This window comes from Streptomyces sp. NPDC043427, from assembly GCF_056436655.1.
Window position 1 is genome coordinate 17,100 of sequence record NZ_JBWKCC010000051.1, and the last position, 12,683, is coordinate 29,782.

A 12,683-nucleotide genomic window follows, 5' to 3' on the forward strand; every position below is an offset into this window, starting at 1 on the left:
GGCGACAGGGGACGGGGAAATGGTCCCACTTGCGGCAACCGCAGTGCAAGGTGAGCGCCTCGCACCGCATATGTGCGCGCAACCTTGCATTCATCTTGGACTGCTGGTGATGGCGAGACGTTGCCCGGACGCCCCCGAAATTGCTGTGAGTAACTCCACAGGTATCCGACATTGCGGATAGTGACGCCGGATGAACCCAGCGGTACGGGTACCCCGGAAACATCGAAAGGTGCCCGGGACGTGTCCCGGGCACCTCTCACGCCAATTTCACGATCGTCTCGCCGGCCCTACGTCGGTCACGTCGGCCTTACGCGGGTCATACGACCCGCACACCCGGCTTCCCCGCGTCGACCCGCAGCCGGGCCAGCGTGCTGGGTGTCGCGGTGGGCTTCAGCACCGTGTTCACGATGCGGACCTGCGCGTCGATGCGGTCGCGGCGGATGTCGAAGAGGTGGTAACCGCGGTGGGCGTCGACGAGCTTCCAGTGCGGGTTGTCCGCCCGCCTCGGGTCCCACTCCTTGCGGAAGGCGGCCTGGTCCTGGTCGCCGTTGCTGGAGATGGAGGTGCCGACGAACTCGGCGCCGACGACGGCGGATTTCGGGTTGGCGAAGTCGGCCTTCAGGTCGCTGACCATCGTCAGATGCCGGTCGCCGGTCAGCACCACCGGGTTGCGCACGTTCCTGAACTCCTTCAGGAACTGGTTGCGTTCGGCCTGGTAGCCGTCCCAGGCGTCGTAGAACCACTGCTTGCCCGCGCCGACCAGCAGGTCCGTCTCCGCCATCATGATCTGCGAGGCGACGAGGTTCCAGCGGGCGGGCGAGTCGCGCAGCCCGTCGAGGAGCCACCGCTTCTGCGTGGCGCCGAGCATGGTGAGGGCTGGGTTCTGGGCGCCCGCCTGGCTGGTGGCCTGGTCGCTGCGGTACTGCCGGGTGTCGAGCACGTTGAGCCGGGCCAACCGCCCGAACTCCAGCCGACGGTACATCCGGATGTGCGGCCCCTTCGGGACCGCCGTGGCCCGCACCGGCATGTGCTCGTAGTACGCCTGGTAGGCCGCCGTCAGCCGGGCCACGAACGCGGCGTGCGTCTGCTTGTCGGGGTCCTGGGGGATCTCACCGGCGAAGTCGTTGTCGACCTCGTGGTCGTCGAAGGTGACCACCCAGGGGGCGCCGGCGTGCATCTTCTGCAGGTTCGGGTCGGTGCGGTACTGGGCGTACCGGTTGCGGTACTGCGTGAGGGTGTACGGCTCACCGCTCCCCTCGTGCTTGCGCAGCGCGGTCGCCGACGGCGTCGACTCGTAGATGTAGTCGCCGACGAAGAGGACGACGTCCGGGTCCTGGGCCAGCATGTCGGCGTACGGCGTGAAGTAGCCCTGCTGCCAGTTCTGGCAGGAGGCGAGCGCCAGGCGCACCGAACCGGCGGTGCTGCGAAGGTGGGGGGCGGTGCGGGTGCGGCCGACGCGGGAGATCTGCCCGCCGGCCCGGAAGCGGTACCAGTACGTCCGTCCGGGCCCCAGCCCCCGTACATCCACGTGAACGCTGTGCCCGTACTCGGGCCGCGCCTGGGCCGCACCGCGTCGTATCACCTTGCTGAACCGCTCGTCCTGAGCGATCTCCCACTCCACGGACACGACCTGGTTCGGCATGCCGCCGCCGTTCAGCGGATCAGGGGCGAGCCGCGTCCACAACACGACCCCGTCCGGCAGCGGGTCCCCCGACGCGACCCCGAGTTTGAACACCCCGTCGGGCAGCACGTTCCCGGCCGCCCGGGCGGTCGCCGGCACCCACAACTGCGCGGAGGCGGCGGCTCCGACGACCGCGGCACCGGCGGTCAGAAAACGACGACGGTCGTGCGAAACGGCTCCGGTCACGCCGGTCATCGGGAAACTCCCTTACCTCGCAGGCCTCTTGACCTTCGGAAGCTCCCACGCCAGCCGGGTCCACCCGCTGAACGCCCGCATTCACGTACATGACAAGAAAGCGGACAAGAGAAAACCCGTTGCCCCTGGGGGCAACGGGTTGAACGTGACTTTACGTCAGGGGGTCGTCACTAGAACGGCTCGAAGCCCTCGAACTCCTCCGCCGCTTCGTCCCGCTCGGCCTGGCGGTCGCGGCGGCGTTGGGCCGCGGGGCGCGGAGCCTCGAAGCGGTGGTCCTCACCGCGCCGGCCCAGCATCTCCGCCCCGGACATCACGGACGGCTCCCAGTCGAAGACGACCGCGTTGTCCTCGGGCCCGATGGCCACGCCATCGCCCGAGCGCGCACCGGCCTTCATCAACTCCTCTTCCACACCGAGTCGGTTGAGACGGTCGGCGAGGTACCCCACCGCCTCGTCGTTGTTGAAGTCGGTCTGCCGCACCCAGCGTTCGGGCTTCTCACCCCGGACCCGGAACAGCCCGTCCTCCTCGCGCGTGACCGTGAAGCCCGCGTCGTCCACGGCCTTGGGCCGGATGACGATCCGCGTGGCCTCCTCCTTGGGCTTGGCGGCGCGCGCCTTGCCCACGAGATCCGCCAGCGCGAACGACAGCTCCTTGAGCCCCATGTGCGCGACGGCCGACACCTCGAAGACGCGGTAGCCGCGCGCCTCCAGGTCGGGCCGCACCATCTCGGCGAGGTCCTTGCCGTCCGGTACGTCGATCTTGTTCAGGACGACCATCCGCGGCCGGTCCCCGAGCCCGCCGTACTGCCGGAGCTCCTCCTCGATGATGTCGAGGTCGGAGACCGGGTCACGGTCGGACTCGAGCGTGGCCGTGTCGAGGACGTGCACCAGCACGCTGCACCGCTCGACGTGCCGCAGGAACTCCAGGCCGAGGCCCTTGCCCTGGCTGGCGCCCGGGATGAGGCCGGGGACGTCGGCGATGGTGTAGACGGTCGACCCCGCGGTCACGACCCCCAGGTTCGGGACGAGGGTGGTGAACGGATAGTCGGCGATCTTCGGCTTGGCGGCGCTCAGCACGGAGATCAGGGACGACTTCCCCGCGCTCGGGTAGCCGACCAGCGCCACGTCGGCGACGGTCTTCAGCTCCAGCACGATGTCGTGGAGATCCCCCGGCTCACCCAGCAGCGCGAACCCGGGCGCCTTCCGCCGTGCCGACGCCAGCGCCGCGTTGCCGAGCCCGCCCCGGCCGCCCTGCGCGGCGACGAACGACGTGCCGTGTCCGACGAGGTCGGCCAGTACGTTGCCCGCCTTGTCGAGGACGACCGTGCCGTCCGGCACCGGCAGGACCAGGTCCTGCCCGTCCTTGCCGGACCGGTTGCCGCCCTCACCGGGCTTGCCGTTGGTGGCCTTGCGGTGCGGGGAGTGGTGGTACTCGAGGAGCGTGGTGACGGACTGGTCGACGGTGAGGATCACATCGCCGCCGCGTCCGCCGTTGCCGCCGTCGGGACCGCCGAGCGGCTTGAACTTCTCCCGGTGGACGGAGGCACAGCCGTGACCTCCGTTACCTGCGCCGACATGCAGTTCGACGCGGTCCACGAAGGTGGTCATGGTGGGTGCCTCCAAAGACGTTCGGGTATTACCTGGTCAACACGCGAAAGGCGGACCCGCTTCCCGCCCGGGAAGTGAGGTCCGCCTCGCGAAGCGTTCGGTCTGGTGAGTTCAGACGACTCAGGCGACCGGAACGATGTTCACGACCTTGCGGCCACGGTGGGTACCGAACTCCACCGCACCGGCCTGCAGCGCGAACAGCGTGTCGTCGCCGCCACGGCCGACGCCGGAGCCCGGGTGGAAGTGGGTGCCACGCTGGCGGATCAGGATCTCACCCGCGTTGACGACCTGACCGCCGAAGCGCTTCACGCCGAGCCGCTGGGCATTGGAGTCGCGACCGTTCCGGGTGGACGATGCGCCCTTCTTGTGTGCCATTTCTCCTCAGTCCCTTACTTCGCAGCCGCGGGGATCTCAGTGACCTTGATCGCCGTGTACTGCTGGCGGTGGCCCTGACGACGGCGGTAGCCGGTCTTGTTCTTGTAGCGAAGGATGTCGATCTTCACACCCTTGTGGTGGTCCACGACCTCGGCCTGGACCTTGATGCCGGCCAGCACCCACGGGTCGCTGGTCACAGCGTCGCCGTCGACAACGAGCAGGGTCGAGAGCTCGACCGTGTCGCCAACCTTGGCGGTGGAAATCTTGTCAACCTCAACGATGTCGCCGACAGCAACCTTGTGCTGGCGACCACCGCTGCGCACGATGGCGTACACGCGGATCTCACTCTCTCGCTCGGAAACGGCACCCCCGCAGTCCAGCCACCCGGGAACGAACACGGACGGCCTCTCCCAGCCACCGAGGCAACCGGGAGGAAGAGGTTTACGGGGATGTGGCATGCCACTCGACACGCCGACGGTCAAGGTTACGGGGCCCCGGCCGAGGGGGTCAAACCGGGACCGGCCCCACGAGTGTGGAGCCGGTCACGTCGACACGGGTCCCGGGGCGCGGGCCCCGGTACCCGCGCCGCGATCAGCCCTCGTCGGTGGAGGCCGACACGGAGGACGGCGCCTGCTCCGTCGCCGCCACGGTCTTCTTCGACGCGGTCTTGGCGGCCGTCTTGGTGGTCTTCGCCGCCTTCTTGGCCGTCGTCTTCTTCGCGGCCGTCTTCTTGGCCGCGGTCTTCTTGGTGGCGGCCTTCTTCGCCGTGGCCTTCTTGGCCGTCTTGCGGGCGGCAGTCTTCTTGGCCGGCGCGGCCTCCTCGCCCGGGGCCTCACCCGCCTCCTCGGCTGCCGGGGTCTCGGCGGCCGGGGTCTCGGCTGCCTCCTCCGTCGGGGCCGCGGGGACGACCACGACGGCCGTCTCCTCGGACGCGGTGGGCGCGGTGGCCTTGCGCACGGCGCGGCGCCGCGGACGGGCCGGAGCCGCGCTCTCGGCGGGCGCCTCGGCCTCGGCCTCGGCAGAGGTCGCCTCGGCCTGAGTGGCCCCGGTCGGCTCCGCGGCTTGCGGCGCCTGAGTCGTCTCCGGTGCCTGTGCCGTCGGCGCCGGCTCGGAGACCGTCACCACGGCCGCCTCCGCACCGGCCGGCGAACCGGCGGGCGCGGACACCTTGCGGGTCGCACGACGGCGCGTACGGCCCTTCGGTGCGGCCTCCTCGGCTGCGGGAGCCTCGACGACCGGGTCCTCGACGGCGACCGGTTCGGCGTGCGCGACGGCGGTCTCCTGCGGCAGCACCGGACGCTCGACCTCGTCCTGGGCCGTGACCTCCTGAGCCGTCGGGGCCTCGGCGACCTCGGCCTTCCTCGCCGTCTCACCCCGCGCACCGCCCCTCGGCGCACCCGCCGGAGCCGAAGCCCGCCGGCTCGCCCGGCGCCTGCCGCGGCCACGCCCGGCGGCAGCCTCCGCCTCCTCGACGCTGCTGTACAGCTCCTCGTCCGGCGCGAAGTCGGGCGCGGTGAGCGCGACCGGCTCGGCCACCTCCGCGACGACCTCGGCCTCGCTCTCGGCCTCCTCCTCGGCGGTCTCGGCGATCGCAAGGGCCTCGGTGGTCTCCACGGCCGCGGCCTCGTGCTCGTGGACGTGCCCGTCGCCGCCGCGCCCGCGCTTCTTGCGCTTGCCGCCGCCTCCGGCGGAGGTCGGCTGCTCCATGTGGACGATGACACCGCGCCCGTTGCAGTGGACACAGGTCTCGGAGAACGACTCCAGCAGGCCCTGGCCGACCCGCTTGCGGGTCATCTGCACGAGCCCCAGCGAGGTCACCTCGGCGACCTGGTGCTTCGTACGGTCCCGGCCCAGGCACTCCAGGAGGCGCCGCAGCACCAGGTCCCGGTTGGACTCCAGCACCATGTCGATGAAGTCGATGACGATGATGCCGCCCAGGTCGCGCAGCCTCAGCTGACGCACGATCTCCTCGGCCGCCTCCAGGTTGTTCCTGGTGACCGTCTCCTCGAGGTTGCCGCCCTGACCGGTGAACTTGCCGGTGTTGACGTCGACCACGACCATCGCCTCGGTCCGGTCGATCACCAGCGAACCGCCACTGGGCAGCCAGACCTTGCGGTCCAGCGCCTTGGCGAGCTGCTCGTCGATCCGGTACGTGGCGAAGACGTCGACCTCGGAGGTCCACTTCGACAGGCGCTCGGCCAGGTCCGGGGCCACGTGCGAGACGTAGCCGTGGATGGTCGACCAGGCGTCGTCACCGCTGACGACGACCTTGGAGAAGTCCTCGTTGAAGATGTCGCGCACGACCCGGACGGTCATGTCCGGCTCGCCGTACAGCAGCGTCGGTGCGCTTGAGCTGCCGCCGCTCTTCGCCTTCTTCTTGATGTCCTCCCACTGCCCCTGGAGCCGTTCGACGTCCCTGCGCAGCTCGTCCTCGCTCGCGCCCTCGGCGGCGGTGCGCACGATGACGCCCGCGTCCTCGGGGACGATCTTCTTGAGGATGGTCTTCAGCCGGGCCCGCTCGGTGTCGGGCAGCTTGCGGCTGATGCCGGTCATCGAGCCCTCGGGCACGTACACGAGGTAGCGGCCCGGCAGCGACACCTGGCTGGTGAGCCGGGCGCCCTTGTGCCCGATCGGGTCCTTGGTGACCTGGACGAGCACCGACTGGCCCGACTTCAGGGCGGACTCGATGCGCCGCGGCCCGTTGGCCATGCCCAGCGCCTCGAAGTTGACCTCACCGGCGTACAGGACGGCGTTGCGCCCCTTGCCGATGTCGATGAAGGCGGCCTCCATGGACGGCAGCACGTTCTGGACCTTGCCCAGGTAGACGTTGCCGACGTACGAGGTCGCCTGCTCCTTGTTGACGTAGTGCTCGACGAGCACGCCGTCCTCCAGGACGCCGATCTGCGTGCGCTCACCGCTCTGGCGGACGACCATCACCCGCTCGACGGCCTCGCGCCGGGCCAGGAACTCGGCCTCGGTGATGATCGGCACGCGGCGACGGCCCTGCTCACGGCCCTCGCGGCGGCGCTGCTTCTTGGCCTCCAGACGGGTCGAGCCCTTGATGGACTGCACCTCGTCGGACGGCTCGGACGGCTTGCGCGGCTCGCGGACCTTCACGACGGTGCGCTCGGGGTCGCCGTCGCCCGGCTCGGCGTCGGAGGCGGAGTCACCGGCCCGACGGCGCCGGCGGCGACGGCGGCGGCTGCTGGAGCTGGACCCGCCGGACTCATCGCCGTGTGCGTCGTCGTCCTCGGCGTCCTCGTCGATCTGCTCGGCGGTGTCCTCGGCGTCCTGCTCGGCCTGCTCGGCGGCGAGCTCCTCGGACTCGGCGTCCCCGGACTCGCTCCCCTCGGCGTCACCGGAGTCGCCCCGGCGCCGACGCCGGCCACCGCGCCGACGGCGTCGCCGCGCCCCGGTCTCCTCCGTCTCGTCGCCCTCGGCGGCGTCCTCGGCCGACTCCTCGGCCTCCTCCGCGTCGCCTTCCTCCACGACCGTCTCGGCGGCCCGTACGGCGGTCTCGGCGGCCCGGCCGGTCTCGGCCTCGTCGCCACCCGCACCCCGGCGCCGACGGCGCCGACGCGACCCCGTCTGCTCCTCCGCGAACTCCGCGGTGGCCTCGGTGGTCTCGGTGGCCTCGGTCCTGACAGCCTCCTCGGCGACGTCCTCCGTCGCCTCGGCGGCAGCTTCGGCGGCGGCCCGCTGCGGCGTCTGGAACCTCGGCTCGGCGAACACCGGCGCCTGGAACACGGCGACGGCGGGCCGCGCCGCCCGACGCGGCGCCTCGGCCTCTCCGGCCTCGCCGCGCCCGGGCTCGGAGAACCCGACAGCTGCCTTGCGCACCGACCTGCGCCGGGCGCGGCGCGGGGAGCCGGCCTCGTCGGCCTGGGCGGCGGCGTCTTCGGCGGCGGAACGGCTCTCGGCGCTCGTGGCAGCATTCGCCGTGTCGGCGTCGGCTGCCTCGGAGACCTGCGCCTCGGCGGCACCGGCGGGCTCGACCTCGCCCCCGGCGGTCCCGGTGGCCGGCGACGACTCGTCGCTCACGGCCGCCTCCGCCGGAGCGGTGACGCGACGCGTGGCACGTCGACGCACCCGGCGCGGAGCGGCGTCCTCGCCGGGGCCGGCGGTCTCACCGGAGGCAACGTTCTCGGTGGAGGCGACGGCGGCCTCGGCGGGAGCGGCGGCCTCGGCCTCCCCAGCACCAGCAGCAGCAGTCTCCGACTCCGCAGCGGCCTGAGCCACGCCCGTCTCCGCGGTCTCCACGTCCTTCGGCGCACTCGCAGGCGCGGAGGCCCGGCGACTGGCCCGGCGTCGCGGACGCGCGGCGGGCGCGGGCTCCTCGACGGCGGCGGCTGCAGGCGCCTCTACAGGCTCGGAAGCGGAGGCGGCCTCGGCAGCGGGAACCTCAGCGGTCGCGGACGCGTCGGCCGCACTCGCGACGGCCTCGGCCGGAGCGGGAGCCCCGGCGGGCGCGGACGCGCGGCGTGTCGCACGACGACGGGTCCGAGGCGGAGCGGCCTCGGCCTCTTCGGCCTGCTCCGACACCTCGGCGGCAGCAGGGGCCGCTTGCTCAGGCGCGGCAGCCACCGGCACGACGGTCTCGGCGATCTCGGTGGCCTCGGCCGCGCTCGGCGCACCGGCCGGCGCGGACACGCGCCGGGTCGCCCGACGCCGGGTACGCCCGGCGGGGGCAGCCTCCTCAGCCGGAGCCGCAGCCTCGGTGCTCTCCGCACCCTCGGCTTCCTCGACGGCCGCGACCGACTCGTCGGTCTTCTTCTCTTCCTCGTCCTCTTCCGCCACAGCCGGTATGGCCGGCGCGACGATCTCCGCCGACTCTTCGGCGGGGCCGGCGGTCGGCGGACCGGCCGGGCGGGACGCGGCGCGGCGCCGACGGCGCGGCGGCAGCGTGTCGCTGGGGCTGTTGTTGTCGGAGTCCGTCACGGACTCATTGGATTCGGTCGGCTCGAGCATGCGGGCGTTTCTCCCGTCAGGCTCCCGGGCGCCGCGCCTGGTCCGGCGTCGATCACATCGATGCCGTTGACGTCCGCGACTCGCGCGATGCGCGGTGCCGCCGTCCGGGGCGCGGGCGCCACACGGGAGCTCTCTGTGTCCTGTCTCGCCGGTTCCGTACGCCCTTGTTGGGTACGGCCTGGCGAAAGTCTTGTGGTCGGTGCGCTGCCCGACCCAGGTGGCTCCCGAGTCCGAGGGCGGCGCTACGACGTCCGTCCCTTCGCGGGACCTTCCTTACGCCGGCGCCTTCGCGGTGGCAGTCGGATCGGCCGTTGTGGGGGCCGGTGCTGCCTCGCGGTCGGGCGCGAGCGGGTCGGTCACCGTGCCGGTCTCTTCATCGAGCAGCCCCTGCGCCAGCCTGGTCACCGCTGCGGGGACCGGCGGCGCCAGGTCGGCCACGGCGCGGAGACCGGACAGGACGTCGTCGGGTCGAACGGCAGGCGTCACGTGCCGAACAACCAGCCGCAGTATCGCACAGGGCTGGTCGGTCGGCCTATCAGCCAGATCACTGTGTGCTTCAAGTTGTACGACCGCGGGACGGGCGTCGAAGGTGCGGACGCCGTTCTTGGTCATGCGCTGGACCTCGACGGCCCCGGCCTCGTTGAAGGCCTCGACCGCGCGGCCGGCGTCGGCCGGGTCCACTCCCTCCAGCCGCAGCTCCCACACGGAGGCCGTCAGCCGGTCGGCCAGGCCCGAGGTGCGGGCCTCGACCGCGTCGACGATGTCGAGCCCGGTGGGCAGCGACTCGTCGAGGAGGAGCCTGAGTTTTTCCGGGTCGCGCGCGTCGGTGAGCGCGATCTCCAGGTACTCCGCCTCACTGCCCGTGCCGGTGGGTGCGGCATTGGCGTACGACACCTTCGGATGCGGCGTGAATCCGGCCGAGTACGCCATCGGCACCTCGGCACGACGCAACGCACGCTCGAAGGCGCGCTGGAAGTCACGGTGGCTGGTGAACCGGAGGCGGCCGCGCTTGGTGTAGCGCAGTCGGATGCGCTGCACCGCAGGTGCGGGCGGCGGGCCTTCGGGCTGTCGCTTGCCCAGTGTCCTAGTCCTTCGTGAGAGCGGTCGTACTACTACCAAGAGTACGTGTCTCACGGCCCTGAGGTTCCCGCCGGGCCACCGCCTCCCGCTCCCGCGGCTCACCGAAGAGCATGCGGCGGAAGTCGGCGCGCGCCTGCCGTACGGAGTCACGGGCGGCGGCGAGGGCCTGTCGGGTGGTCCGTCCCACGGCGCGGGCGGCGTCGGCGGCGGGCCGCAGCACCAGGTCCCGTACGACGTGTCCGACCGGGGTCAGCACCGTGCGGTACACCCATCGCACCGGTTCCACGAAGATCCACCGGAAGAGGGCCCCCAGGAACCGTCCGACGGCGAGCGAGATGTGCCCGGCGATCCGCCAGGCGTGCCCGAGCGCGTCCCACACCTCGCGCCCGATGACGGCGAGGACGCGTCCGACGGGTGCGAGGATCCAGCGCCACACGGCGAGCGCGGGCAGCACGACGAGGATGCGGGTGGTCCAGTAGAGGACCATGCCGACCAGCCGCACGAGCCCGGTCACGCACCAGGCAACGGCCCGGCCGACGGGCGCGAGGATCCACTCGTACAGCCAGACGGCGGGTACGACGACCAGGTACCGGGCGAGCCAGGCCACAGCGGTGTACACGCCGAGGCCGAGGGCGGCGAACCCTACCCCGATGCCCTTGAGCAGCCACATGATGGCGTGCCCGATCGGCGTCAGCCCGTGCGCGTACAGCCACGCGAGGGCATGCCCGACCGGTGTGAGCACGTACCGGTACAACCACACGAGCGGCACGACGACGAGCACATTCCCGAGCCAGGCCAGCGCCTTGCCGACGGGGACGAGGAGGTAGCGCCAGAGGGCGACCAACGGCCAGACGAACAGGGCTTTGCCGAGCCACAGCAGCGCCCTGCCCAGTGGCCTGAGCACGGTGTCCCTCAGAACGCGCCCGACCACGACGAGCGCGTCCCACACCATCCGCACCGGCACGACCAGCACGAGCACCACGATCCGCACGGGAATCCGGATCGCGACGGCGAGACACCCTTCGGGCGGGGCCTGTTGTTGCTGGGGCTGAGCTGGTGACTTCTCGAGGTCCATGACGGCGTAGACGCTTCAGGCCCGTGTCCGGATCCCGTACCGCGCCATCTGCTCCACTCGTCCTCGAACTCCCCACACACCGACCGCGTTGCGGGATGCGCCGACCGGGTGAACAGTGGATTCATAGGCCCGGGTCCGCGACGGATGAACGCGACGGACGAAGCAGCACACGCCAAGCGCATCTGGAACCACTATGGCCAGAACCCCCCGGCGATACGCCTTCCACAGGGCCAACGCGTCCCTCTTGGCTGCGGCGCTTGCCTTTCCAGCAGGTCTGACAGGTGCGGTGACAGCGCTTCAGGCCCCGATCGCGAGCAGGACGGACGTACCCGCGCAGACGACACCACCTCCTGAACCCACGGCCCCCGAGCCTCCCCCGTCGACACCGGGTGATACGGCGCCACCTCCGCCCACCGCCTCCGAACCGACCGGCACGCCGAGTTCGGGTGGCACACCGCCCCCCGACAGCCCCGACAGCCCCGACAGCCCCGACAGCCCTGACAGCCCCGACAGCCCTGACAGTCCTGACAGCCCTGATAACTCGTCAGACACTGGCGACACAGAGCAAGAGGGGTCCGATCCCCCGGCGGAACAGACGGAACAGATTCAAGACGTAACGACGAGTCTGAACGAGACGAAGGCTGACGTCCCCGAGGAACTCGCGTCGACAGTTGACCAATTGACGACCACCCTCGAAGCAGCCGAAGCCCCGGAGACATCGCCGCAGGACCGGCAGGGAGTCATCGATAGCGCGCGGCAGATGACCACCGCGCTGACCACCATCGCTGACGACAGCACCTCCGACGAACTGCGAGAACAGCTGATCACGCTCGTGCAGCAGACGTCCTCCGCCCTGCAGATGGGCCACGACCCGCAGGTGCCGCCCGAGGAGCGGTCCTTGGTCATCCTGGTGGAGAAGCGGGCGACGTCCGTGCTGGAGATGATCTGCGACCCCGAGACACCGCCGGAGCAGCAGGAACACCTCATCGCGACTCTGGGAAATCTGCACTACTCGCTGAGGGAAGGCCAGGGTGAGCCGCAGGTCGGTGAGAAAGCCAGGGATCTGAGCACCGGGTTGGCCACGGCCGCCGCCCTGAACACCGGGTTGGCCACGGCCTCCGCCCCGGAGACGTCCCAGGAGCAGAGTGAAGAGCTCATTGAGACCGCGCACCAGCAGAGTCAGTCACTCAGGAAGTTCAGCGACCCCAAGACGGCACCGGAGGACAAGGCCCAGGCCGAGAAGGAGTGGAAGGATCAGGGCGCTCGCATGAGCCAGGAGCAGAAGGACGCCGCGGCGGCTCAGGAGGAGCAGGACGCATCCCTCGCCGAAGAGGCCACCGTGTGCACCACCGCCATCTTCGAGTCGGTGGCGGAGCACAGGCTCACCAAGGGACTCAAGAGCCTGGTTCCCGACAGTTGGGACACCGAAGGAGTCAAGGACTTCTGGAAGGCCGAGGAGGCCGAGGAGGAGGACGAGTTTCTCGACGTCCTCGCACAGTTGCGGAACGACGAGCACGTCCAAACCCCGGTCGAAATCGCGCCGCTCATCACCGAGCTAGCCGAACTCTTGCCGAAGGACAGACTGTTCCCCACTCTCGGCACACCGGCCTCCCAGTGCGAGCAGACGGCTTCCGACCTCGACCAGGACTTCGGCGTCGAAGTGGGAAACTGGCTCGCGGAGGCTGGCGATGAGTAGCCCGGC

8 protein-coding genes are annotated in these 12,683 nt (G+C 70.9%); 1 reads left to right on the forward strand and 7 read right to left on the reverse strand.

Annotated elements, in window-relative coordinates; translation table 11 throughout:
• Nucleotides 1–316: 316 nt before the first annotated feature.
• The 7 genes from AC067M_RS44375 to AC067M_RS44405 form a co-directional block, all read right to left on the reverse strand.
• The gene (locus AC067M_RS44375) at nucleotides 317–1,876 is read right to left on the reverse strand and encodes an alkaline phosphatase D family protein (RefSeq protein WP_478702690.1); all 1,560 of its coding nucleotides are present in this window, start codon (nucleotides 1,874–1,876) and stop codon (nucleotides 317–319) included.
• A 170-nt stretch (nucleotides 1,877–2,046) separates the two neighbouring features.
• The gene (gene obgE / locus AC067M_RS44380) at nucleotides 2,047–3,483 is read right to left on the reverse strand and encodes a GTPase ObgE (protein ID WP_478702691.1); all 1,437 of its coding nucleotides are present in this window, start codon (nucleotides 3,481–3,483) and stop codon (nucleotides 2,047–2,049) included.
• A gap of 120 nt (nucleotides 3,484–3,603) precedes the next feature.
• Nucleotides 3,604–3,858, reverse strand: coding sequence for a 50S ribosomal protein L27 (rpmA, locus tag AC067M_RS44385; RefSeq protein WP_133926294.1), 255 nt, complete (start codon nucleotides 3,856–3,858; stop codon nucleotides 3,604–3,606).
• 14 nt (nucleotides 3,859–3,872) lie between these two features.
• Nucleotides 3,873–4,193: a 50S ribosomal protein L21 gene (gene rplU, locus AC067M_RS44390; protein WP_007381993.1), complete on the reverse strand. Its 321-nt coding sequence runs from the start codon at nucleotides 4,191–4,193 to the stop codon at nucleotides 3,873–3,875.
• A 256-nt stretch (nucleotides 4,194–4,449) separates the two neighbouring features.
• Complete coding sequence (locus AC067M_RS44395) at nucleotides 4,450–8,826, reverse strand: Rne/Rng family ribonuclease (protein ID WP_478702692.1); 4,377 nt, start codon at nucleotides 8,824–8,826, stop codon at nucleotides 4,450–4,452.
• A gap of 273 nt (nucleotides 8,827–9,099) precedes the next feature.
• Complete coding sequence (locus AC067M_RS44400; protein ID WP_478702693.1) at nucleotides 9,100–9,864, reverse strand: TIGR03936 family radical SAM-associated protein; 765 nt, start codon at nucleotides 9,862–9,864, stop codon at nucleotides 9,100–9,102.
• Between the two features lie 46 nt (nucleotides 9,865–9,910).
• Nucleotides 9,911–10,981, reverse strand: coding sequence for a hypothetical protein (locus AC067M_RS44405; RefSeq protein WP_478702694.1), 1,071 nt, complete (start codon nucleotides 10,979–10,981; stop codon nucleotides 9,911–9,913).
• A 679-nt stretch (nucleotides 10,982–11,660) separates the two neighbouring features.
• On the opposite strand from AC067M_RS44405, the gene AC067M_RS44410 reads away from it, so the two are divergent.
• The gene (locus AC067M_RS44410) at nucleotides 11,661–12,677 is read left to right on the forward strand and encodes a hypothetical protein (RefSeq protein ID WP_478702695.1); all 1,017 of its coding nucleotides are present in this window, start codon (nucleotides 11,661–11,663) and stop codon (nucleotides 12,675–12,677) included.
• Nucleotides 12,678–12,683 lie beyond the last annotated feature (6 nt).

Bases quoted from the DNA above. Each gene is read 5' to 3' on its own strand.
- AC067M_RS44395 (WP_478702692.1), bottom strand. From the start codon at position 8,826: ATGCTCGAGCCGACCGAATCCAATGAGTCCGTGACGGACTCCGACAAC.
- obgE (WP_478702691.1), bottom strand. From the start codon at position 3,483: ATGACCACCTTCGTGGACCGCGTCGAACTGCATGTCGGCGCAGGTAAC.
- AC067M_RS44405 (WP_478702694.1), bottom strand. From the start codon at position 10,981: ATGGACCTCGAGAAGTCACCAGCTCAGCCCCAGCAACAACAGGCCCCG.
- rpmA (WP_133926294.1), bottom strand. From the start codon at position 3,858: ATGGCACACAAGAAGGGCGCATCGTCCACCCGGAACGGTCGCGACTCC.
- AC067M_RS44375 (WP_478702690.1), bottom strand. From the start codon at position 1,876: ATGACCGGCGTGACCGGAGCCGTTTCGCACGACCGTCGTCGTTTTCTG.